This is a genomic window from Aliiroseovarius lamellibrachiae, assembly GCF_018599245.1.
GTDB classification, from domain to species: Bacteria; Pseudomonadota; Alphaproteobacteria; order Rhodobacterales; family Rhodobacteraceae; genus Aliiroseovarius; species Aliiroseovarius lamellibrachiae.
This window is the reverse complement of the sequence record NZ_JAHEVJ010000001.1, coordinates 407,003-428,023: the sequence shown is the minus strand read 5'-3', so window position 1 is coordinate 428,023 and position 21,021 is coordinate 407,003. Positions and strand designations below refer to the sequence as shown.

Genomic DNA, 21,021 nt, shown 5'->3' with positions numbered 1-21,021 from the left:
TCCCATGATGCTTGAAATGCTGACATCAGAAAGCCTCGCCCCGCTTCGTCACGGGTTCTTCACCCGTAAAGGCGGCGCGTCTTCTGGCGTGTATTCGGGCCTGAATTGCGGGTCCGGCAGCCGGGATCAATCGGAATTGGTCGAGATCAACCGCGCCCGCGTGGCCAAAGCAATGGACGCTGAACCAAACGCGCTTTGCGGCGTGTATCAGGTGCATTCCGCCGATGTGGTCACCGTAAAGGCACCGACCCGAGGCGACAAACCCAAAGCCGACGCATTGGTCACCAATGTGCCGGGGCTGGTGCTGGCGATCCTGACCGCCGATTGCCAGCCCGTGCTGTTCGCCGACCGTGAAGCCGGCGTGATCGGCGCGGCCCATGCGGGATGGAAAGGCGCGCGCGACGGTGTGCTTGAGGCAACGTTGGACGCGATGGAAGCCCTGGGTGCGCAGCGCGCCACAACCACCGCCATCATCGGACCCTGTATCAGCCAGCGCAATTACGAAGTTGGCCCGGACTTCATGGAAGATTTCCTGAGCGAAGACGCCAATTACGCCCGATTTTTCGCAAACGGGCAGGACGATCGGATGATGTTTGACCTGCCGGGCTTTGGCCTTCATCGCCTGCGCACGGCCGGTGTTGGACAGGCGGACTGGGTGGGGCATTGCACCTACGGCGATGAGGCGCGGTTTTATTCCTACCGCCGGTCCTGTCACCGCAAGGAATCAGATTACGGGCGTTTGATTTCGACCATTCGGCTGTAGATCCAAAAACTGCGCCAAACGGGGCTGAACGGGGGCATAGATTGCCCTTTTTGCGCCTTATTTGCTGGAAACAATACCGTCTTTCATGGCGGATTGCGTGACAGAACCCTACAAACCCGCTTGTTTTCATATCTTTTGCTGAGCAACGGCCTGAAAACCACCAAACGTCCAGAATTGCCCAACAGGTGTCAAACACTCGCCCCATTCCACCGCTAAACCTTAGTCAACAAGAGGCAAACGCCCACGCCAGATGGGCCAGAGATTGAGGCTAAGAGCATGAAAAAACGTCGCTGGATGAAATGGATTATTGAGGCAGACACCGACACATCGGCCCTGCCCTATACGCGCACCAACCGTCGTAAAAAGGTTGAAGAAAAGCGCGCGGCGTAACGCAGCAGCACTTTGGGTCCTCCCACCCAGAACGCAAAAAGCCGCCTTAACAGGGCGGCTTTTGTTTTGATTTCCGATTGTGTCGGCTGGTTTACGGCGTTTCCGCCATCCGCGCCTCAAGCACATCAAACGGCACGCCGGGATCGTCTTTCGCCCCACGAATGACCAGCGATGTTTTCACCGACCCCACATTGGGCGTGGTCAGCAGATCTTCGGTCAGGAACGTCTGGAAGGTCGACAGATCGGGGGCGACGCATTTCAGCACGAAATCCACCTCGCCATTGAGCATATGACACTCGCGCACCAGCGACCATTCGCGGCATTTTTCCTCAAACGCGGTCAGATCTGCTTCGGCCTGAGACACCAGCCCGACCATCGCAAACACCTGCACCTCAAAGCCCAGCGCGCGGGCGTCCACATCGGCGTGATAGCCCCTGATGAACCCCTGTTCTTCCAAGGTGCGCACGCGGCGCAGGCAAGGAGGGGCGGAAATGCCGACCCGTTTGGCCAGTTCCACATTGGTCATACGCCCATCGGCCTGCAATTCGGCAAGAATCATACGGTCGATCGGGTCTAGTTTATGTCCAGCCATACGGGATCCTTCTGGCGCAATATCATGAGATTGCGCAAACATTATCTGTCATTGTTTTCTTGCGCAACAATCTTTCGCGAAAACGTAACTTTATTACGCGCCTCGGGGTTGTCGTCACAAATTTGGCATCAGATGTCGCGCCGGGCCAACTGGGGCTTTTCTGACGGCGCACAGCCCCCTATATCCGTGGGGATCGTAATTTCAAAGCAGGATTGCCCATATGTCCGAGACCCGTCACACCAAAGTTCTGATCATCGGCTCCGGCCCTGCTGGCTATACCGCTGGTGTTTATGCAAGCCGCGCCATGCTGGAACCCATTTTGGTGCAAGGCATGGAACCCGGCGGCCAACTGACCACCACCACCGAGGTTGAGAATTACCCCGGCTATACCGAGGTGCAAGGCCCCGATCTGATGATCAAGATGGAAGAACACGCAAAAGCGATGGGCACCGAGATCATCGGTGACATTATCCTTGATCTGGATGTGTCCAAACGGCCCTTTACCGCCAAGGGCGACAGCGGCACGACCTATACCGCCGATGCGGTCATTCTTGCCACGGGCGCGCGCGCCAAATGGTTGGGGCTTGAGAGCGAAGAGAAATTCAAAGGCTTTGGCGTTTCCGCCTGTGCGACCTGCGACGGGTTCTTTTATCGCGGCCAGGAAATTGTGGTTGTGGGCGGCGGCAATACGGCTGTTGAGGAAGCGCTGTTTCTGACCAACTTCGCCTCCAAGGTCACGCTCATTCATCGTCGTGATGAGCTGCGCGCGGAGAGAATTCTGATCAACCGCCTGATGAAAAACGAAAAGATTGTGCCCCTGTGGGATCATCAGTTGGAAGAGGTTGTGGGCGATGAAAACCCGCTGGGTGTGACCGGCGTGCGCGCCAAACATGTGAAAACCGGCGAGATCACCGAAATCCCGGCCAAAGGCGTGTTCATCGCCATCGGCCACGCGCCGGCCAATGAGCTGGTGAAAGACACATTAGAAACCCATATGGGCGGCTATGTGGTGACCAAACCGGACAGCACCGCGACCTCCATCCCCGGCGTGTTTGCTGCGGGCGATCTGACCGACCACAAATACCGTCAGGCCGTCACATCGGCGGGCATGGGCTGTATGGCCGCGCTTGAAGCGGAACATTTCATCGCGGAACAAGAGTGATCGTTGAGGGGCCTTTCTAAAAGGCCTCTCGCTTCGGCCGCCCGGTCGTTGCGACCGATGTGAATAAGTTGAAAGTGTGGGAGGCGTCTTACCTGCCCTTTGGCGGTGTGCATACCAGCACCGGAGCCGCCAGCAACCTGCGCTTCCCCCCTTCTCGCGCATCTTGCAGATACGCTGTCGGGCAGCGGGCCAATGGTTCCAGTCCGAGAGTGGCCTGCACCAGAACTGGATGCGGGACTACGACCCAACCACTGGGCGGTATCTGCAGGCGGATCCGCTGGGGTTGGTCGATGGGGCGAGTGTGTATGGCTATGCCCTGCAAAATCCGGGGCGGTACACAGACCCAACGGGAGAGTTTGTTCCTGTTGTTGTTGGCATACTGATTGGTTTTGCATTAGACTACGCGATTCAAAAACTAGAGGAAACCTGTAGCTGCGCGGAACCAGGTTTCCTTCCATCCAATAAATATACTGCTCTCGGAGCTATATCAGGTGCGACCGGGGCATTCGTTGGCGGGAAGACTGGCGGTGTCGCTGGAGGTGGACGCTCTGGACATCGGACGAGCGTTTGGAGTAAATATGGTGGGAAAACGACCCGTTATGCTGGACGAAAGGTTGCAAGAAAACTACCTTATGTTGGGGTAGTATTCGTTGCGAACGATCTTTGGAGGATGCGAAAGTGTTTTTAGGAGATAGGCGAGAAATGTACGAGGCGGCAATTGGCCAAATGGGTCCTTTAATAGTTGATGATCCGACGAGGGATTTATGGAATTTGAGAGTTGTACATGATCTTGGGTTGGCGGGTGACGACTTTGAAGAGTTTTATGAGGTTCTTCAGAGGTTTGAACCAACAGAAAACAAGGTACCACGTAGATTTATTCCATCAGAGCTAAGTCGTGACGCCTACTATGTTGCCTGTGCAACAGGTTATTTTGCCCGCCGTTTTCCATGGTTACGACGACGTTATGTTAGAAAGTTGAGCGTTCCCGAATTGCGTCTTAAAGAGCTGGATAGGCGATTGTACAGTTGATCTAAAAAAATAGGGCGGCCCATGTAGTAGATAAGCAGGCTGTCGAAATGAGTTGAATTCCGACAAATCTGCTCCGGTAAACGAACAAACCTGAATAGACGGTGAACCTTCGCGACGGTTGAAAGTTCAAGGTTTTCTTCGTGGGCAATGATCGTGTTGATCACTTGATAGTAACGGCGGGTAGCCTCATGGAGGTGGTGCCTGCCGAGAGCTGGGCGCGGCAGGTGACCTTCGCTAAAGCGACAAATCCTTGTCTTCGCCGGTTCCACCTTCCACCCCATCTTTTCCAAGGCTGGAAAGAGCGGGTTGGGCATTGCCTGTCGGTTCAGAATACAGATACGCCCGCCCCCAAGGGTCGTTAAGCCCCCCTTCGCCGGTTAGATAAGCGGGACAAAGTTCTTGTTCCACCCAAAGCCCCAATTCCAAAACGCTGTTCCACGATCCCCCAAAACCGTGGCCTTTGCGCCGCATTTCACAAATTCTCCCTATTTATTCCTTTGCTGCGCCGTCATTCTGTGTGATGCGTTCACGCGTGAACATACTTTGAGTCGTATCCAATGCCCGCGCACCCGCCTGTGACCAAACCCAATTCTGCCGACGAAGACCTGCTCTTTCGTCTGTTGCGTCAGCTTGACGTGGCCCCCGATGCGTCGCAGCGCGCCACGGCAGAGGCGATTGGCATTTCACTGGGGCGCCTCAACGGGCTTTTAAAACGCGCCGTTGCGGATGGGCTGATCCAGATCAGCGACCGCGCGGGACCAGACAAACGCCAACGCTTTGCCTATGCGATCACCGCACAAGGTGCCGGCGAGCAACTTCGCCTCAGAGATCAATTTTTAACCCGCAAATTTGCAGAATATGACGCGCTGCACGCAGAGCTGACCGGCTCTTCCAGCGGCTTGTCCCCCCTCAAACACAGGACCCATCCCATGCAAAACAATCTTGCACCGATCCCCGAGCTTTATGTCTCGTATGAAAGCGCGCAGAAGCTGAAACTGGACGCCGCAGACCTGACCAGCCACGACCTGTCCCCGCGTCAGATTTGTGATCTGGAGCTGTTGATGAACGGTGGGTTCAACCCGCTGAAGGGCTTTTTGGGCGAAGAGGATTACAACGGCGTCGTCGACAATATGCGTCTGGCCGATGGCACCCTTTGGCCGATGCCGATCACCTTGGATGTATCTGAGGATTTCGCGGCCTCGGTTGAAGAAGGTCAAGACATCGCGCTGCGTGACCAAGAGGGCGTGATCCTTGCGACCATGACCGTGACCGATAAGTGGGAGCCAAACAAAGCGCATGAGGCCGAGATGGTCTTTGGGGCTGATGATGTCGCACATCCAGCGGTAAATTACCTTCATAATCAAGCCGGTAAGATCTATCTTGGTGGTCCGATTGTGGGCATTCAACAGCCCGTGCATTATGATTTCCGCGCCCGTCGCGACACGCCAAATGAACTGCGCGCCTATTTCCGCAAGCTGGGTTGGCGCCGCGTTGTGGCGTTCCAAACCCGCAACCCGCTGCACCGTGCGCATCAGGAATTGACCTTTCGCGCGGCGCGTGAGGCACAGGCCAACCTGCTGATCCACCCCGTTGTGGGCATGACCAAACCGGGCGACATCGACCACTTTACCCGCGTGCGCTGTTATGAGGCGGTGCTGGATCAATACCCCGCCGCCACCACCTCGATGAGCCTGTTGAACCTTGCCATGCGCATGGCTGGCCCGCGCGAGGCGGTGTGGCACGGTCTGATCCGCGCCAACCACGGTTGCACCCACTTTATTGTGGGTCGTGACCACGCTGGCCCCGGCAAAAACTCGGCTGGCGAAGATTTTTACGGACCTTACGATGCGCAGGATCTGTTCCGCGAGCATCAAGAGGAAATGGGCATCGAAATGGTCGACTTTAAGCACATGGTTTATGTGCAGGACCGCGCCCAATATGAGCCCGCGGATGAGATCGAAGACAAAGAGAACGTGACCATCCTGAACATCTCGGGCACCGAGCTGCGTCGCCGTCTGTCCGAAGGTCTTGAAATCCCTGAATGGTTCAGCTTTCCAACCGTGGTCGAAGAGCTGCGCAAGACCAAGCCGCCACGCGCCGAACAGGGGTTCACCGTGTTCTTCACCGGCTTTTCAGGCTCGGGCAAATCCACCATCGCCAACGCGTTGATGGTTAAACTGATGGAAATGGGCGGACGTCCTGTGACGCTTTTGGACGGCGATATCGTGCGTAAAAACCTGTCGTCAGAGCTGGGCTTTTCCAAAGAGCACCGCGATCTGAACATTCGCCGCATCGGTTATGTGGCCTCAGAGATCACCAAAAACGGCGGCATCGCCATCTGTGCGCCGATTGCGCCTTATGCCACCACACGCCGCGCTGTGCGCGAAGACATCGAAGGCTTTGGCGCCTTTGTTGAGGTGCATGTCGCGACCTCGATCGAGGAATGTGAACGCCGCGACCGCAAGGGGCTTTATAAGCTCGCGCGCGAAGGCAAGATCAAGGAATTCACGGGGATTTCCGACCCTTATGACGTGCCTGCAAACCCTGAATTGTCGGTCGAAACCGAAAACGTCGAGGTGGACAACTGCGCGCATCAGGTGCTGTTGAAACTGGAAAGCATGGGTTTGATCAAAGGGTGATCTGATCCTTTGGCGACTTTGAAACACGAAAAGGCCGGGGACAGACCCCGGCCTTTTTCATTACAATCTTAAGCGATTACCGCTGATAGCCAGTGATACCCTGCCAGGATGTGTCAGGCTTTGTTGATCGTGATCGTCTGCACCACGGTTTCCGGTTCAGCCCGTTCAAGATCGATATGCAGCAAGCCGCTTGCTGTTATGGCGCCAACCACCTCGACCCCATCGGCGAGAACAAAGCTTTTTTGGAACTGCCGTGCGGCGATGCCGCGGTGCAAAAACACCCGCTCCTCATCCATCGCTGGACGGGCGCCGCGCACCACCAATTTGGCATTTTCAACAGTAATAGAAAGGTCTTCATCGGCAAAACCCGCCACCGCAAGGGTGATCCGATAGGCGTGATCACTGACCTGTTCGATGTTAAACGGCGGATAGCCATCCTTTGATTTTGCGGCCTGTTCCACCATACGTTCAAGTTGTTCAAAACCCAAAAGAAACGAGTGGGCGCCCAAAGTCATTTTTGTCATGTGGCGGGTCCTTGCAAATAAGCGACACGTAGCGATTGGGGTCCCAAAAGCGGCAACCCTTTCACCGAATATGGGGTGTGCGACGGCTGCGCGCAAGGGGTGGCTTTTTCTTGGCGTTGCGGGGGCGACGGGTGTAAGTTGCCCCTGACAAATGGGGAACGACTCGCGCTCATGAGCAATGCCAATGAAATGAAAACCGAAGACGTGCTGCGCATGGAGCTTGAGGTTTTCAAAGCCGAACACCGCGATCTTGACGAAGCCATCCATGCGCTTGAGGAAAGCGGGCGGGCGGATCAGCTGCGTTTGCGCCGGTTGAAAAAGCAAAAACTGGCGCTGAAAGACAAAGTTACCCGGATCGAAGACCAGCTGACCCCCGATATTATTGCTTAGGCGCCCCGTTGCCCTAATGCCTGATTGCATCAGCCCGCGCGGTGCCTATAAGGAATGCCAAGTTTTGTTGGCACATATTTGGGGGATCACATGAGCGATGTGAAAGTTGGAATTATCATGGGCAGCCAATCGGACTGGCCCACGATGAAAGAAGCCGCCAATGTGCTGGACGAATTGGGCGTGACCTATGAGACCAAGATCGTCTCGGCGCACCGAACCCCCGACCGTCTGTGGGACTATGGTAAAACCGCCGCAAGCCGCGGCTTGCATGTGATTATCGCTGGCGCTGGGGGGGCTGCGCATCTGCCCGGCATGATGGCGTCGAAAACGCGCGTGCCCGTGGTGGGTGTGCCGGTGCAAACCCGCGCTTTGTCGGGGGTCGACAGCCTGTATTCGATTGTGCAAATGCCCAAGGGTTTTCCGGTGGCGACCATGGCCATTGGCGCGGCTGGTGCCGCAAACGCGGGCTTGATGGCCGCGGGCATTCTGGCCATTGCCGATGCGGATCTTGCCGCGCGGCTGGATGCGTGGCGCGCGGCGCTCTCTGCGTCAATCCCGGATGAACCGAAAGATGAGTGATATGCAGCAATCCCCTTTAAAAACCGGCAGCACCATTGGTATTTTGGGCGGCGGGCAACTGGGCCGTATGCTGTCTGTTGCCGCAAGCCGCTTGGGGTTTAAGACGCATATCTTTGAACCCGGTGCCAATCCCCCCGCAGGGCAAGTGGCGGATCACACCACCACCGCGGGATATGACGATGTGGCGGCCCTTGAGGCTTTTGCCCAATCCGTCGATGTGATCACATATGAATTTGAAAACGTCCCGACAGCCGCGCTTGATGCGCTTGAGGCCATCTGCCCCATTCGTCCGGGTCGCGAAGCGTTGCGGATCAGTCAGGACCGCCTGATTGAAAAAGAATTCCTTTCTGGTCTTGGGCTAAACATCGCCCCTTACGCAAATGTGGAAACAGCCGCAGACATGGCCACCGCCGTGGAGACAATTGGCGCACCTTCGATCCTGAAAACCCGCCGCTTTGGCTATGACGGTAAGGGGCAAGCCCGGTTGAAATCGGCAGACGATGCGGATGCGGGTTTTGCCGATATGCAAGGCGCGCCCGCTGTTCTTGAGGGGTTTGTTCAGTTTAGCCATGAGGTCAGCGTGATTGCCGCGCGCGGCACAAATGGCGAGGTGGCCTGTTTTGACCCCGGTGAAAACGTGCACAAAGACGGAATTTTGGACACCACCACCGTGCCCGCCAAATTGACCGGTGCCCAGCGCACCGATGCTATTTTGCTGGCGGCAAAAGTGTTGAACGCTCTGGACTATGTCGGCGTCATGGGGGTGGAGCTGTTTGTCACGCCCAACGGATTGATCGTAAATGAGATCGCCCCGCGCGTGCATAATTCCGGCCATTGGACCCAACAGGGCTGTAGCGTCGATCAGTTTGAACAACACATTCGCGCGGTCGTTGGCTGGCCGCTGGGCGATGGGACACGGTTTGCAGATGTGGTGATGGAAAACCTGATCGGGGACGACATGGACCGGGTGGATGAGATCGCACGCGAGGCGAACGCTTCATTGCATCTTTACGGCAAGGCAGATGTCAAACCGGGCCGAAAAATGGGCCATGTGAACCGGGTTGTGCCCAGCAGCTGATCCCGGCGTTACCACACGACATTCCGGCAACACCCGACGTTCACGCGCCGGGTGTTTTCTTTTGGCACCCGTTATTGTTCAAGAAACAGCACGCAACAACACTGCCTCAAAACCGGTATTTTGACGCAAAAATCCAACAAAATTTCCTCTTCATTTTCAACTACTCTTATTCTAATTCAAAGCTAACCCTTTGTTTTTTAATGACTATTGACTCATCTATAAAAAAGATCCAAAGCCATTGCAATACACATCGTCCACACACAGGCATGTATCGGGCGGCGTGATACCTAAGAAACGGAGAGCAGAAATGAAACCGATCTATATTATAAGCCCCCTTACCCTTGCCGCCCTGGCAATCGGCGCAACCCCGTCATTCGGCGATGGACCAAGCAATAGCGAACCGTCACAAGCCCCCGCGCCATACGTTCAGAACCATGCCTCGGACAGCCATTGGAATGGCCTCTATCTTGGCGCTACAATTGGCACCGCATTCATGGGGGACGATGTGGTTGGCGTCACCCCTTCTAGCGGCCCATCCCAGAACGTGGGCGAGTTTGAACAGGGCGGATTTTCCGGAGAATTGCTTGCAGGTTATCGCTGGCGCACAGGCCAGATTGTCTTTGGACCAGAAGTGTCATTTTCCGCGGGCAATATTGGCGACGATTTCGACGACGGTACAAATTCCGGCGACACCCAACTGACCTACGCCCTTGGACTGCGCGTAAAGGCCGGTGTGTTGCTGAACGAAGAAGACACTTTGCTGTTTGCTATGGCTGGCATGTCGCACGCCAGCTTTGACTATGCGGTCACCGCCCCGCTTGCGTCAGGCAGCATGGCGCTCGAAGACAGCTTCACCACCACAGGATATGTGTTTGGGGTTGGCGCTGAGAAAAAACTGTCCGAGCGGCTTTCCGTCACCGGATCAGTGGAATATTCCAACTATGGTAAAACCCAACTGACCGACGGCGCGGGCAATACAACCCTGGCCACGCCAGAGTTTTATAGCGCCAAACTGGGTCTGAACATGAGCTTCTGATCCGGCAGTTACGCAAGGCGCCGAAATGGACGCATCAACGCGCCGAGCAACACTGACAACAGCAGCCAGCCACCTACAAAACCGATGCCCGCACAGATCAGCCCATCGGCAGTCACGGGCACGGCAGGGCGGTATTCATCCCATGTTTTCTGCACCAAATCCGTGTCGCGGAAATGCCAAAGCTTGGTCAGCCGCATCACGGGTTCGGTTTGTTTGAGCGATGTATAGGCCGCATCCAATCGCTCATATCGGGTCAGGTTTGTGGCCATTTGATCGCGCAGATTGTTCTGAAAATCAGAGCCGCCCATTTTCTCCAGCGCTTCATCGCGGGTATAGCCCGCAGCTTGCGCTGTGAAATCGAACCCTTTGGCAATCACCATAAGCTCGGTGCGCGCGCCGGACAGGCGTTGCAGATATTGTTGTGAAAATTCAGGGAATTGCGACAGGCCAACGGCACCTGCGAGGCCCCCTGCCATGGTCAATGCGCGGATCATTTTGATCTTCCGTTTTTTGCTGCTCGTTGGGGTACGATCAGACATGCGCGCAGTTTGGTCAAGGGGAGCGGTTGCGGGCGGGCGTCAATTTGCGCCCTGCCCGCCTGTCTTATTGTGCTGCTTACAGCCCGCGGACGTGGTGGTCGCGGTAGATCTCGATGATCTTGGCAACGGCGGCTTCTGGTGCCATTTCTTCGCTTTCGCCTGTACGGCGCGAGGTCAGTTCAACCACACCGTTTTTCAAGCCACGAGGACCCACGGTGATGCGCCAGGGCAGACCGATCAGATCCATCGTGGCGAACTTGCCACCGGCGCGTTCTTTGCGGTCGTCATAAAGCGGTTCCAGCCCGGCTTTGGTCAGTTCTTTGTAAAGCGCGTTACAGGCGCCATCGGCCTCATCGTCCCCCTGTTTCAGATTGACGATGCCAACGTGGAAGGGGGTCACGCCTTCGGGCCAGATGATGCCCTTGTCATCATGGCTGGCTTCGATAATGGCCCCCAGAAGGCGCGACACACCAATACCGTGTGAGCCCATGTGCACGGGCACTTGGTTTTGATCCTTGTCGACCACTTTGGCGTTCATCGTCTCAGAGTATTTGGTGCCGAAATAGAAGATTTGCCCCACTTCGATCCCGCGCGCGACACGGCGGCGTTCTTCTGGGACCTCGTTGAACGTGGCCTCATCATGGGTCTCGTCCGTGCGCGCGTATTTCGAGGTGAACTCCTCCATCACGCCCTGACATTGCGCCACGTCATCATAGTCAATCTCGCGGTCGCCAAAGGTCAGATCGGTCACCGCGCTGTCATAAAACACCTCAGACTCGCCGGTTTCCGCCAGCACGAGGAATTCATGGGTGTCATCGCCGCCGATGGGACCTGAATCCGCGCGCATTGGGATCGCTTGCAGGCCCATACGCTCATAGGTGCGCAGATAGCTGACAAGGTGGCGGTTATAGGCGTGCAGCGCGTCTTCTTTGGTCAGATCAAAGTTATAGCCGTCTTTCATGTAAAATTCGCGGCCCCGCATCACGCCGAAACGCGGGCGCACTTCGTCGCGGAATTTCCACTGGATTTGATACAGCGTCAGCGGCAGATCTTTGTAGCTGTTCACATGGCTGCGGAAAACGTCGGTGATGACCTCTTCGTTGGTGGGACCATAGAGCATTTCGCGGCCATGACGATCGGAAATCCGCAGCATTTCCTCGCCATAATCCTCATAACGGCCACTTTCGCGCCACAGATCTGCGGGCTGAACGGTCGCCATTTGCATCGGAACGTGACCCGCGCGGATCTGTTCCTCATGCACAATGTTCTCAATCTTGCGCAACACTTTGAACCCAAGCGGCAACCAGGTGTAAATCCCGGCGGCTTGCTGTTTGATCATGCCCGCGCGCAGCATATAGCGGTGCGAAACGATCTGGGCGTCGGCGGGGGTCTCTTTCAAGACGGGCAGAAAATAGCGTGACAGGCGCATGGTGACCTCATTTAGTCCGTTGTTAAACGCGGTCTACGCGATTGGGCAGGTTTGGGCAATGGGGGGCGCAATGGGGCCGTATTGACGGCACACGCCAAGCCTCGCGGCGTCAATGTCGCGTTTGGACCCCGTCCATGTCGTCACTGGGTGCGCGCGCGTGTTTTAATGCGTCAGGGTGTGGGCAATAATCGGAGAGCACATGACCCAAACCATCCATGAACCCGCCCGCGAAATCCCTGTGATCCACCAGACCGACGTGTTGGTTGTGGGCTCTGGCCCCGGTGGGCTGGCCGCGGCTTTGGCGGCGGCACGGGCCGGGGTTGCGGTCACTTTGCTGGATCGGTTTGGCTGTTTTGGGGGCAATATCACCACCGTCGGCGTGGAAGGATTTGCCTGGTATCGCCATGAGAAGACCGTTGAAGCGGGCGGCATTGGGCGCGAATTTGAAGACCGTGCCAAGGCGATGGGCGCGGCTGTGCCCGAAAGCCAATCCTTGTCGTATGAGCTTGACAGCGAGGGGTTCAAACTGACCGCGGATCGTTTGGTGGATGAGGCCGGCGTTCACCCCATGTTGCACCGTCAGTTCGTCGCCCCAATCCGGGACGGCAATAAAATCACCGGGGTCATTGTGGAAAGCAAAGCGGGGCGCGAAGCCATTTTGGCCGCCCGTGTGATTGACGCGACCGGAGACGCGGATATCGCCCATATGATGGGCGCGCCATGTGTGAAAACCCCTGTGGAAGAGATGCAGGCCGCCAGCGTGATGTTTCACATCGCCGGCGTGGACAAAGTGAAATTCATGGACGGTGTGCGCGCCGACCCACAGACCTATGCCAATTGGTCCACCGGCGAGTGGGAAGTGGAAACCACTGGTAAAGAAGACGACATGTTCTCTCCGTTTCTGGCCAAACCTTTCGCCCAAGCGATCCGGGATGGTCACATGCCCGCGCATCTGAACACCATCGGTGGCACTTGGGGGGCTGTGCATGACAGTGGCGAGATGACCTATATGAACCTTGTGCACCTTGCGGGCATTGATGGCACCGATCCTGACAGTATGACCCGTGGTGAAATCGAAGGCCGCGCGCAGGCAATGATCGCCATTGAGGCCCTGAAACGCTACACCCCCGGCTGCGAGGCGGCACGGCTTCGCAACTTTGGCATGACCATCGGCATTCGCGATACGCGCAAAATTGACGCCGCCTATAACATCACCGAGACCGACATGCGCGATCAGGGGCGATTTGAAGATACCATCGGGATTTACCCTGAATTCATTGATGGGTATGGGATTTTGATCCTCCCCACCACTGGGCGTTATATGCAGGTGCCTTACCGTGCGATGCTGCCAAAAGGGGTGGAAAACCTGTTGGTGACAGGGCGGGCGATTGGCGGGGATAAAGTGGCCCATGCGGGCACGCGAAACATGGCGTGCTGCGCGGTGGCGGGCCAAGGGGCGGGCGTTGCGGCGGCTTTGTCGGTGAAATCAAAGACCAGCCCGCATGAGGTGAACATCACCGACGTACAGACAGAGCTGAAACGCCAAGGGGTGCGGATCCAGTAACCGCCGCCCCGTTTTGCTAAAGAGCGCCGCTCACCCCGATTTTAAGCTTGGTTTCATTTGCGGTGGTGGTGGCGCCATCTTGGTATTTCACCCCTGCGCTGGCGGTGCCTGAAAGGCTCACACCTGGGGTCTGCGCCTCAGGCACATGGGCCGCACACCCCGCCAACAGGGCCGAAACCAATGCGGTCAATACGAGCGTTTTCATAGTCTATCCAGTTTGTTGTTCTATCTTGGGCAACGGTGCGTGGTCTTGTGAAGAATGGCAACCATATTGGCCGGCCTACACATGGATGTCAGCGCAAACTTGCCACCGGCCGGCCCGACGATTGCACCGCGGCTTTGATCCCCCCCTTGAAAATGGGCCGCAGCTGGGCGACATAAGGGCGGTATTACGAGGATAAATCATGGCGCTTCCTGTTCAAACTCAGGCCAAATTCTGGACCATCTCCATCGCTATTTTGGCGCTTGCGCTGTGGTATCTGGGCGATGTCATTTTGCCCTTTGTCTTGGGCGGCGCGATTGCCTATTTCCTGGACCCTGTCGCGGACCGGCTTGAGGCGATGGGCCTGTCGCGGGTCATGGCGACGGTTGTGATCTCGCTTCTGGGCATCCTTCTGTTCGTGATTGGCATCTTGCTGGTTGTGCCAACATTGATCAACCAAACCCTTGCTTTGGTGGACACAGCGCCCGATTTGTTCCACCAGCTGCATACGTTCATCTCGACCAAATTCCCATCTTTGCTGGACGAAAGCGGCACCATCCGTCAGTCGTTGGAAAGCATCGGCCAGAAAATTCAGGAACGCGGCGGCGAGCTGGTTGGCACGTTGGTGTCCTCAGCCATGAGCGTTTTGAACATCATTATCCTGTTGGTGATCACGCCGGTTGTGGCCTTTTACCTGCTTTTGGATTGGGACCATATGGTCGCGCGTGTGAACGCACTTTTGCCGCTGGATCACGCCCCGGCCGTGCGCCAGATCGCCCGTGATATTGACCGCACCTTGGCCAGTTTCATTCGCGGTCAGGGTTCTGTCTGTCTGGTGCTCGGCACCTATTACGCGGTGGCGTTGATGATTGTTGGGCTGCAATTTGGCCTTGTCGTGGGCTTTATTGCGGGGCTTATCACCTTTATCCCCTATGTGGGCGCCCTTGTCGGCGGTGCGCTGGCGATTGGCCTTGGCCTGTTTCAGTTCTGGGGCGAATGGTGGAGCTTGGGCGCCGTGGCCGCAATTTTCTTTGTGGGGCAATTCCTCGAAGGCAATATCCTTACCCCGAAACTGGTCGGCAACTCGGTCGGGTTGCACCCTGTCTGGCTGATGCTGGCCCTGTCCGTGTTTGGATCGCTCTTTGGTTTCGTTGGCATGCTGGTGGCTGTGCCGGTGGCGGCCTCGCTTGGGGTGGTCACCCGGTTTTTCATCGGCCAATACACCCAGGGCGCGTTGTATCGCGGGCTTTCGGGGGCGGCCCCTTCGCACGACCCTGCGATGGATGAGGTTGACGAAGCTTGATGTCCGACCAACTGACCTTTGACCTCCCTGCCCCACCCGCGCAGGGGGCGGCGGATTTTCTGATCACGCCCTCCAATCAAACCGCTATGGCCGTGATCAAAACATGGCCGGATTGGCCCAATCAGAAACTGGTTCTGGTGGGGGCCGAAGGGACCGGGAAAACCCATCTTGCCCATGTCTGGGCCGAGGCCAGCAGGGCCGAAATAATCCGCGCCACAGCCCTTGGCACCACCGTGATCGAGGCGCTTGCAGGCGGGTCGGTTGTGGTCGAGGATGTCGACCGGATCGCGGGCGACCGGGCGGCGGAAACGGCGCTGTTTCACCTGCACAATCTGGTGCTTGCCGAGGGGGGCTGGTTGCTGATCACCGCAAAGGATGCCCCCTCACGCTGGGGTGTCTCGCTGCCCGATCTCAGATCCCGGATGGAAGCCACCACCGTGGCACGCCTTGACCCGCCCGACGACATGTTGTTGTCGGCTGTTCTGGTCAAATTATTTGATGACCGCCAGATCAGCGTGAATGCCAATTTGATCGACTATCTTTTGCCGCGCATGGAACGCTCCTTGGCGGAGGCCGCACAGCTTGTGGAAGAGCTTGACCGCATCGCGCTTGCCGAACGCCGCCCGGTCACACGCGCCCTTGCCACACGGCTTTTCGACCCGCGCCAACTGGACATGCCGACAAACGAGGGGTAACGTCATTTTTCCGTCACATACCTGAGCGATAGACCCTCTATGACCCTGACTGACGCCCCCAAAGACCCCGCCCCGAAATCTGTCGCGCCCAAACGCGCTTCGGTCAAATCCGGTCATGCCGATACGCCAGATGCCGAAATTCCGCTTGCGGATTTTCTGCACGCGCCCTTTGCGCCCGCCACGGAATTGCCCGAGGAAGAGATCAGCGGGCCGCGTCGGTTCTTTAACCGCGAGCTCAGCTGGCTGGGGTTCAACTGGCGTGTGCTGGAAGAGGCGGAAAACCCACGGGTGCCGCTTTTGGAACGGCTACGGTTTCTATCAATCTCGGCGACCAACCTTGACGAATTTTACACCGTGCGCGTGGCCGGTCTGCGCGAAATGGTACGCGAAGGGGTCATCACCCCCGCCACTGACGGACTGTTGCCCAGTGAGCAGCTGAAACTGATCAATGCCGACGCCCGCGCCCTGATGGCCCGTCAGCAAACCACCTTTGAGGATCTGACCGGGCTGATGCGCGACATGGGCATTGCCATCGTGAGCCGCACCGACCTGACCGAAGAGGACAAGGCCCATCTGGATGAGGTCTTTTTAACCCAGGTTTTCCCTGTGCTTAGCCCCCTGGCCATTGACCCGGCCCACCCATTTCCCTTCATCCCGAACACGGGGTTCTCATTGGCGTTGCGATTGGAACGCGCCTCGGACAAGCAAAAGCTCAAGGCGCTGTTGCCGATCCCGCAGCAAATCAATCGTTTTGTGCGTCTGCCAGCCCACGAGGGTCAGGCCCGGTTCCTGCCACTTGAGGATCTGTTGCTGGAACATCTCGGCAGCCTCTTTCCCGGCTATGTGGAAAAGGGCAATTGCGCCTTTCGTATCCTGCGCGACAGCGACCTTGAGGTCGAGGATGAGGCCGAAGATCTGGTGCGTGAATTTGAGACCGCTTTGAAACGGCGGCGTCGCGGCGAAGTGGTGCGGATGAAAATCACCGCCGGCGCACCTGACGTGCTGATGAGCATGATCAAACGCGAACTGAAAGTCACCGATGATGAGGTGATCGAGGTGGACGGCATGATCGGCATGGCCGATCTAAACGAGCTTGTGCAAAATGACCGCCACGATCTTTTGTGGCCCAGCTTCACCCCGCGCGTGCCCGAACGGGTGCAAGATCACGAAGGTGACATGTTCGCCGCGATCCGCCAAAAAGACATGCTGCTGCATCACCCATACGAGACATTTGACATGGTGGTGCGGTTCCTCAATCAGGCCGCGCGCGACCCTGATGTGGTGGCAATCAAGCAAACGCTTTACCGCACGTCCCATGACAGCCCAATTGTCACAGCACTATGTGAAGCGGCGGAAGAGGGCAAATCTGTCACCGCCTTGGTGGAGCTGAAAGCCCGCTTTGACGAGGCGGCCAATATTCGCCAGTCACGTCGTCTGGAACGCGCGGGTGCCCATGTTGTCTATGGGTTTATCAACTATAAAACCCATGCCAAAATCTCGATTGTGGTGCGCCGCGAAGGGGATCAACTGGTCACATACACCCATTTTGGCACCGGCAATTATCACCCAATCACGGCCCGCGTGTATACCGACCTCAGCCTTTTTACCTGCGATGCGGCCTTGGGGCGCGATGCAACACGGGTGTTCAATTACCTGTCCGGATACGCAGAACCCCAAGCGCTTGAAAATTTGGCAATCTCTCCACTCAACCTGAAATCCAGCCTGATCACCCGCATCAACCGCGAGGCAGAGTATGCGCGCGCGGGCAAGCCCGCAGAAATTTGGGCCAAGATGAATTCTCTGGTCGAACCGGACGTGATTGACGCGCTTTACAAAGCATCACAAGACGGGGTGAAAATCAGCCTTGTGGTGCGCGGCATATGCGGTCTCAGGCCCGGCATCAAAGGCCTGTCGGAAAATATCCGCGTAAAATCCATCGTTGGGCGCTTTCTGGAACATTCGCGCATCGTTTGCTTTGGCAACGGACACGGATTGCCAGCCAAGAAAGCCAAGGTTTATATGTCCTCTGCTGACTGGATGGGGCGCAACCTAAACCGTCGGGTTGAGACATTGGTCGAAATCAAGAACGCGACCGTCAAGGCACAGATCGTCTATCAGGTCATGGCCGCCAATCTTGCGGATGTGGCGCAAAGTTGGGTTATGGGGCCTGACGGTAAATTTACGCGGCCTGATCTCAGCGCGCTGGACCATCCGTTTAACTGTCACCGGTTCTTTATGGAAAACCCCTCATTGTCCGGTCGCGGTTCCGCTGGGGCCGCAGATGTTCCAAAACTGGCACACAGCCCGGACGACGCGCCGTAGGAAACGTCTGGCAATTGACCCAGACGGGGCTTTTGGGTCATAGTTCACGCGAATAAGACGGGGGAAACGGGCATGAATACAAAGACTTCCGTCGATGACTGGGGGCCGTTTGGCCGACCCATCTTTGAAGACCCCTCGGCCCGAGCGTTAGCGCGTGTTGGGGTGGTCGACGTCGGGTCAAACTCTGTCCGAATGGTGGTGTTTGACGGCGCGGCGCGCTCTCCTGCCTATTTCTTCAACGAAAAAATCCTTTGTGGCCTTGGCACCGGGCTTGCACAAAACGGACATTTGCACCCAGAAGGCCGGGCGCGCGCCCTGGCTGCGATTAAACGTTTTCAACTTTTGGCCGAAGGGATGCATATCCCCCCGCTGACGGCAGTCGCCACTGCCGCGGTGCGCGAAGCGAGTGATGGTCCGGAGTTTTGCGCCGAGGTTCTGGCTGCGACCGGGTTGAAACTTTATGTTATCGACGGCGAAGAAGAAGCGCGGCTTTCGGCGCAGGGTGTGCTTTTGGGGTGGCCTGATGCAAAGGGGTTGATGTGTGACATCGGGGGCAGCTCGCTTGAACTGGCGCAGATCACCGGCGGCGATGTGGGCAAACGCGTGACCTCTCCGCTTGGTCCGCTAAAGCTGGCCGACATTCCCGGCGGCAAAAAGGGGTTGAAGGCAGAAATTGCGCGCATTGTGGATCAGCTGGCGGATGAGATGGGCACCGACCACCATCGCCTTTTTCTGGTGGGGGGCAGTTGGCGCGCCATTGCCCGGCTCGACATGGAGCGACGCGGTTATCCGCTGACGGTGTTACACGAATACCGTATGTCGCAGAAATCACTGCAAAAAACGCTGCGCTGGATTGAAGATGTTGACCTGGATGAAGTGCGCCTGCGCACCAACACCTCGGCCACTCGTATGGCATTGGTGCCAATTGCGGCGCTGGTTTTAAAGCGATTGATCCGGGTGTTTCGCCCCAAGGAAATCGCTGTCAGTTCCTACGGTATTCGCGAAGGAATGCTCTATGAACAAATGCCAGATCGCATTCGCAAACGGGATCCATTGATCGAAGCCTGCCGATTTGCCGAGCAAAAAGACGCCCGCACGCCGGGCTTTGGTAAGGCGCTGTATGAATTTCTCATCCCGCTTTACAAATCCGCAAATTCCGATCGGCGGCGCGTGGTCAAGGCGGCCTGCTTGCTGCACGATGTCAGTTGGCGCGCGCATCCTGACTACCGGCATGAGGTGTGTTTTGACAATGCCACCCGCGCCAATCTGGGCGGTTTGACCCATGAGGAGCGGGTGTTTTTGGGGCTGGCCCTGTTGCACCGGTATAAAAACAGCCGCGTGGGCACACGGTTCGAACCCCTGTTCACCATTCTCAGCGAAAAAGCCATATCGCAGGCCGAGGTTCTTGGCAAAGCAATGCGCTTTGGGGCGATGTTTGCGGTGGACGGTCCGCAGGAAAAAGCCGAATTGCGATGGTTTCCACAGAAACGCGAGCTGCATTTGCGTCTGACCCATGAGGCGCGCGACCTTTACGGCGAGGTGGCGCAGGCCCGTTTTCAGTCTTTGGCGGATGCTCTGTCGGCGCGGCCGGTGGTGAAAACATTGCGCGAGCGTAGCCCGGCGGTTTGATTGCAATTGACAGACTCAGTTTGATCCGTCACCGATTGGGGTGAAATGGTTCCCGGGTGCGCTCGGGTGAAAAGGGAATGTGGTGCGGCCAGCCCATCCGGCACAACCGGATGATCAAGGCCAAGTCCACAACTGCCCCCGCAACTGTAAGCGGCGAGTATTTCTGAATATCCACTGGGGCACCTGCATATGCAGACACCCGGGAAGGATCAGAACCGCATCGACCCGCAAGTCAGGAGACCTGCCATTGCCTATAAACTCAACCCGGGCGGGGTGCCCCGGACGGAGAATGTGACGGCAGCGCCGCCCTTTCCCGCCCCTTCCCCGCACCTACGCGCGGAGGGCGTTATGAACCGGACCCAGACAAAAGAAACATCACATCGGCCCCCCCAGCCGGGCGACCACTCATCGCAGCAGATGGTTTTATGCACCATTTGCCCCCATAAAGGCACCGCCTGTCAGGAGGGGTTTGCGCTGATGGCGCGGCTACAGAAATCAATCGAAGCGGCGGGCAGCAGCTTGGCCCCGGATTTTGAGATCTCGGGATATGCAGAATTGACCGGCTGTGACCGGGGCTGTTTGTTGGCCTATCATGGCACCAAAGATGAGACCTATCTGTTTGGGGACATTGAAAAAGATGCCGATATCCCGGCCCTTGTCGATTATGCACAAACCCATCAGGGGCCGCTAAATCGTGGTGATGTCCCACCCGTTCCGGCACGCCTGACGCAGCGCCCGGCCAGCATTATGGCAATGGGTCACGGGGCGTTGGCGGTATGATATCTCCGGGCGGCGCGGTTAAAGTTCCGTTTCGCCCGGCACCTCCTGATCTGGCGGCACCGGGTCTTTCCGGCGGATGATAATGTCCCCATTGGGCAGGGTTTCTGGCGGGTAATAGGCGGTCATATCTTCCATCTCACGCAGCAGATCTTGCCAGCCTTCCGCCAATTCTTCGGCGATTGGGGCCATTTCCGTGGTCAAGCCATCCAGCAGCAATTGAAAGCCGCGTGACATCAAATCCGCGCCCTCTTTCAGCTCGTCTTTTCCGTCCTCAGCAAAGGTTGGTGCGCTCATTCCAAGCGCCAGACCCACAACCAAAACGGTGTATTTTGCAATTTGTTTCATGAGACAAATATGGGGAGCAGCGCGCGAAATT

22 protein-coding genes and 1 riboswitch are annotated in these 21,021 nt (G+C 57.0%); of the genes, 15 read left to right on the top strand and 7 right to left on the bottom strand.

Going from position 1 to position 21,021, the window contains the following annotated elements:
* Positions 1 to 4 precede the first annotated feature (4 nt).
* Complete coding sequence (gene pgeF, locus KKW20_RS02185) at positions 5 to 763, top strand: peptidoglycan editing factor PgeF (RefSeq protein WP_214565682.1); 759 nt, start codon at positions 5 to 7, stop codon at positions 761 to 763.
* Between the two features lie 481 nt (positions 764 to 1,244).
* On the opposite strand, the gene KKW20_RS02180 is transcribed toward pgeF, so the two are convergent.
* Complete coding sequence (locus KKW20_RS02180; RefSeq protein WP_214565680.1) at positions 1,245 to 1,745, bottom strand: Lrp/AsnC family transcriptional regulator; 501 nt, start codon at positions 1,743 to 1,745, stop codon at positions 1,245 to 1,247.
* A 220-nt stretch (positions 1,746 to 1,965) separates the two neighbouring features.
* On the opposite strand from KKW20_RS02180, the gene trxB reads away from it, so the two are divergent.
* The 3 genes from trxB to KKW20_RS02165 all read left to right on the top strand — a co-directional run bounded on the left by trxB (position 1,966) and on the right by KKW20_RS02165 (position 3,936).
* Entirely contained in the window at positions 1,966 to 2,907 is a 942-nt protein-coding gene (gene trxB, locus KKW20_RS02175) for a thioredoxin-disulfide reductase (protein ID WP_214565678.1), read from the top strand.
* Positions 2,908 to 2,983: 76 nt separating this feature from the next.
* Complete coding sequence (locus tag KKW20_RS16690) at positions 2,984 to 3,595, top strand: RHS repeat-associated core domain-containing protein (protein WP_425514248.1); 612 nt, start codon at positions 2,984 to 2,986, stop codon at positions 3,593 to 3,595.
* Complete coding sequence (locus tag KKW20_RS02165) at positions 3,586 to 3,936, top strand: hypothetical protein (RefSeq protein ID WP_214565674.1); 351 nt, start codon at positions 3,586 to 3,588, stop codon at positions 3,934 to 3,936. Before KKW20_RS16690 ends, KKW20_RS02165 begins: the two co-directional genes overlap by 10 nt.
* A 234-nt stretch (positions 3,937 to 4,170) precedes the next feature.
* Here KKW20_RS02165 and KKW20_RS02160 read toward each other — a convergent pair whose 3' ends face one another.
* Positions 4,171 to 4,407, bottom strand: a complete 237-nt coding sequence (locus tag KKW20_RS02160) for a type II secretion system protein GspG (RefSeq protein WP_214565672.1) — start codon at positions 4,405 to 4,407, stop codon at positions 4,171 to 4,173.
* 86 nt (positions 4,408 to 4,493) lie between these two features.
* Here KKW20_RS02160 and KKW20_RS02155 point away from each other — a divergent pair, with 86 nt between their 5' ends.
* Positions 4,494 to 6,575: a bifunctional sulfate adenylyltransferase/adenylylsulfate kinase gene (locus tag KKW20_RS02155; RefSeq protein ID WP_214565669.1), complete on the top strand. Its 2,082-nt coding sequence runs from the start codon at positions 4,494 to 4,496 to the stop codon at positions 6,573 to 6,575.
* A 113-nt stretch (positions 6,576 to 6,688) separates the two neighbouring features.
* Here the strand turns inward: KKW20_RS02155 and KKW20_RS02150 are convergent, their stop codons facing one another.
* Complete coding sequence (locus tag KKW20_RS02150; RefSeq protein ID WP_214565668.1) at positions 6,689 to 7,099, bottom strand: Hsp20 family protein; 411 nt, start codon at positions 7,097 to 7,099, stop codon at positions 6,689 to 6,691.
* 171 nt (positions 7,100 to 7,270) lie between these two features.
* Here KKW20_RS02150 and KKW20_RS02145 point away from each other — a divergent pair, with 171 nt between their 5' ends.
* From KKW20_RS02145 to KKW20_RS02130, 4 genes are all read left to right on the top strand, one after another.
* Complete coding sequence (locus tag KKW20_RS02145) at positions 7,271 to 7,489, top strand: YdcH family protein (protein WP_214565667.1); 219 nt, start codon at positions 7,271 to 7,273, stop codon at positions 7,487 to 7,489.
* A gap of 90 nt (positions 7,490 to 7,579) precedes the next feature.
* The gene (gene purE / locus KKW20_RS02140) at positions 7,580 to 8,068 is read left to right on the top strand and encodes a 5-(carboxyamino)imidazole ribonucleotide mutase (RefSeq protein WP_214565666.1); all 489 of its coding nucleotides are present in this window, start codon (positions 7,580 to 7,582) and stop codon (positions 8,066 to 8,068) included.
* Between the two features lies 1 nt (position 8,069).
* Positions 8,070 to 9,146, top strand: coding sequence for a 5-(carboxyamino)imidazole ribonucleotide synthase (locus KKW20_RS02135; RefSeq protein WP_425514247.1), 1,077 nt, complete (start codon positions 8,070 to 8,072; stop codon positions 9,144 to 9,146).
* 307 nt (positions 9,147 to 9,453) lie between these two features.
* Complete coding sequence (locus KKW20_RS02130) at positions 9,454 to 10,182, top strand: outer membrane protein (protein ID WP_214565664.1); 729 nt, start codon at positions 9,454 to 9,456, stop codon at positions 10,180 to 10,182.
* 8 nt (positions 10,183 to 10,190) lie between these two features.
* On the opposite strand, the gene KKW20_RS02125 is transcribed toward KKW20_RS02130, so the two are convergent.
* Both KKW20_RS02125 and proS read right to left on the bottom strand, forming a co-directional pair.
* Positions 10,191 to 10,721, bottom strand: a complete 531-nt coding sequence (locus tag KKW20_RS02125) for a DUF2937 family protein (protein WP_214565663.1) — start codon at positions 10,719 to 10,721, stop codon at positions 10,191 to 10,193.
* A gap of 76 nt (positions 10,722 to 10,797) precedes the next feature.
* Positions 10,798 to 12,150, bottom strand: coding sequence for a proline--tRNA ligase (proS, locus tag KKW20_RS02120; protein WP_214565661.1), 1,353 nt, complete (start codon positions 12,148 to 12,150; stop codon positions 10,798 to 10,800).
* Between the two features lie 199 nt (positions 12,151 to 12,349).
* On the opposite strand from proS, the gene KKW20_RS02115 reads away from it, so the two are divergent.
* Positions 12,350 to 13,714, top strand: coding sequence for an FAD-dependent oxidoreductase (locus KKW20_RS02115; RefSeq protein ID WP_214565659.1), 1,365 nt, complete (start codon positions 12,350 to 12,352; stop codon positions 13,712 to 13,714).
* A gap of 16 nt (positions 13,715 to 13,730) precedes the next feature.
* Here the strand turns inward: KKW20_RS02115 and KKW20_RS02110 are convergent, their stop codons facing one another.
* Positions 13,731 to 13,919 (bottom strand): putative periplasmic lipoprotein, encoded by a 189-nt coding sequence (locus KKW20_RS02110; protein ID WP_214565657.1) that lies wholly within the window; start codon positions 13,917 to 13,919, stop codon positions 13,731 to 13,733.
* A gap of 199 nt (positions 13,920 to 14,118) precedes the next feature.
* On the opposite strand from KKW20_RS02110, the gene KKW20_RS02105 reads away from it, so the two are divergent.
* From KKW20_RS02105 to KKW20_RS02085, 5 genes are all read left to right on the top strand, one after another.
* The gene (locus tag KKW20_RS02105) at positions 14,119 to 15,219 is read left to right on the top strand and encodes an AI-2E family transporter (RefSeq protein ID WP_214565656.1); all 1,101 of its coding nucleotides are present in this window, start codon (positions 14,119 to 14,121) and stop codon (positions 15,217 to 15,219) included.
* On the top strand, positions 15,219 to 15,914 hold the full coding sequence (locus KKW20_RS02100; RefSeq protein ID WP_214565654.1) for a P-loop NTPase family protein: 696 nt from the start codon (positions 15,219 to 15,221) through the stop codon (positions 15,912 to 15,914). Before KKW20_RS02105 ends, KKW20_RS02100 begins: the two co-directional genes overlap by 1 nt.
* A gap of 138 nt (positions 15,915 to 16,052) precedes the next feature.
* Complete coding sequence (locus KKW20_RS02095; protein WP_343207546.1) at positions 16,053 to 18,236, top strand: RNA degradosome polyphosphate kinase; 2,184 nt, start codon at positions 16,053 to 16,055, stop codon at positions 18,234 to 18,236.
* Positions 18,237 to 18,308: 72 nt separating this feature from the next.
* A complete protein-coding gene (locus KKW20_RS02090; RefSeq protein WP_214565650.1) occupies positions 18,309 to 19,865 on the top strand; it encodes a Ppx/GppA family phosphatase in 1,557 nt (518 codons plus the stop codon).
* Between the two features lie 29 nt (positions 19,866 to 19,894).
* A riboswitch (cobalamin riboswitch) is annotated at positions 19,895 to 20,128 on the top strand.
* 154 nt (positions 20,129 to 20,282) lie between these two features.
* Entirely contained in the window at positions 20,283 to 20,645 is a 363-nt protein-coding gene (locus tag KKW20_RS02085) for a DUF1636 family protein (protein ID WP_214565648.1), read from the top strand.
* An 18-nt stretch (positions 20,646 to 20,663) separates the two neighbouring features.
* Here the strand turns inward: KKW20_RS02085 and KKW20_RS02080 are convergent, their stop codons facing one another.
* Complete coding sequence (locus tag KKW20_RS02080) at positions 20,664 to 20,990, bottom strand: hypothetical protein (protein WP_214565646.1); 327 nt, start codon at positions 20,988 to 20,990, stop codon at positions 20,664 to 20,666.
* Between the last annotated feature and the right edge of the window lie 31 nt (positions 20,991 to 21,021).

What these genes read in the sequence shown, in the direction of transcription:
- KKW20_RS02180 (WP_214565680.1), bottom strand. Translation starts at nt 1,745, where the DNA reads ATGGCTGGACATAAACTAGACCCGATCGACCGTATGATTCTTGCCGAA.
- KKW20_RS02090 (WP_214565650.1), top strand. Translation starts at nt 18,309, where the DNA reads ATGAATACAAAGACTTCCGTCGATGACTGGGGGCCGTTTGGCCGACCC.
- KKW20_RS02150 (WP_214565668.1), bottom strand. Translation starts at nt 7,099, where the DNA reads ATGACAAAAATGACTTTGGGCGCCCACTCGTTTCTTTTGGGTTTTGAA.
- KKW20_RS02115 (WP_214565659.1), top strand. Translation starts at nt 12,350, where the DNA reads ATGACCCAAACCATCCATGAACCCGCCCGCGAAATCCCTGTGATCCAC.
- KKW20_RS02125 (WP_214565663.1), bottom strand. Translation starts at nt 10,721, where the DNA reads ATGTCTGATCGTACCCCAACGAGCAGCAAAAAACGGAAGATCAAAATG.
- KKW20_RS02145 (WP_214565667.1), top strand. Translation starts at nt 7,271, where the DNA reads ATGAGCAATGCCAATGAAATGAAAACCGAAGACGTGCTGCGCATGGAG.
- KKW20_RS02100 (WP_214565654.1), top strand. Translation starts at nt 15,219, where the DNA reads ATGTCCGACCAACTGACCTTTGACCTCCCTGCCCCACCCGCGCAGGGG.
- trxB (WP_214565678.1), top strand. Translation starts at nt 1,966, where the DNA reads ATGTCCGAGACCCGTCACACCAAAGTTCTGATCATCGGCTCCGGCCCT.
- KKW20_RS02135 (WP_425514247.1), top strand. Translation starts at nt 8,070, where the DNA reads ATGCAGCAATCCCCTTTAAAAACCGGCAGCACCATTGGTATTTTGGGC.
- KKW20_RS02110 (WP_214565657.1), bottom strand. Translation starts at nt 13,919, where the DNA reads ATGAAAACGCTCGTATTGACCGCATTGGTTTCGGCCCTGTTGGCGGGG.
- KKW20_RS02155 (WP_214565669.1), top strand. Translation starts at nt 4,494, where the DNA reads ATGCCCGCGCACCCGCCTGTGACCAAACCCAATTCTGCCGACGAAGAC.
- pgeF (WP_214565682.1), top strand. Translation starts at nt 5, where the DNA reads ATGATGCTTGAAATGCTGACATCAGAAAGCCTCGCCCCGCTTCGTCAC.
- KKW20_RS02105 (WP_214565656.1), top strand. Translation starts at nt 14,119, where the DNA reads ATGGCGCTTCCTGTTCAAACTCAGGCCAAATTCTGGACCATCTCCATC.
- KKW20_RS02160 (WP_214565672.1), bottom strand. Translation starts at nt 4,407, where the DNA reads ATGCGGCGCAAAGGCCACGGTTTTGGGGGATCGTGGAACAGCGTTTTG.
- proS (WP_214565661.1), bottom strand. Translation starts at nt 12,150, where the DNA reads ATGCGCCTGTCACGCTATTTTCTGCCCGTCTTGAAAGAGACCCCCGCC.
- KKW20_RS02085 (WP_214565648.1), top strand. Translation starts at nt 20,283, where the DNA reads ATGGTTTTATGCACCATTTGCCCCCATAAAGGCACCGCCTGTCAGGAG.
- KKW20_RS02080 (WP_214565646.1), bottom strand. Translation starts at nt 20,990, where the DNA reads ATGAAACAAATTGCAAAATACACCGTTTTGGTTGTGGGTCTGGCGCTT.
- KKW20_RS02130 (WP_214565664.1), top strand. Translation starts at nt 9,454, where the DNA reads ATGAAACCGATCTATATTATAAGCCCCCTTACCCTTGCCGCCCTGGCA.
- purE (WP_214565666.1), top strand. Translation starts at nt 7,580, where the DNA reads ATGAGCGATGTGAAAGTTGGAATTATCATGGGCAGCCAATCGGACTGG.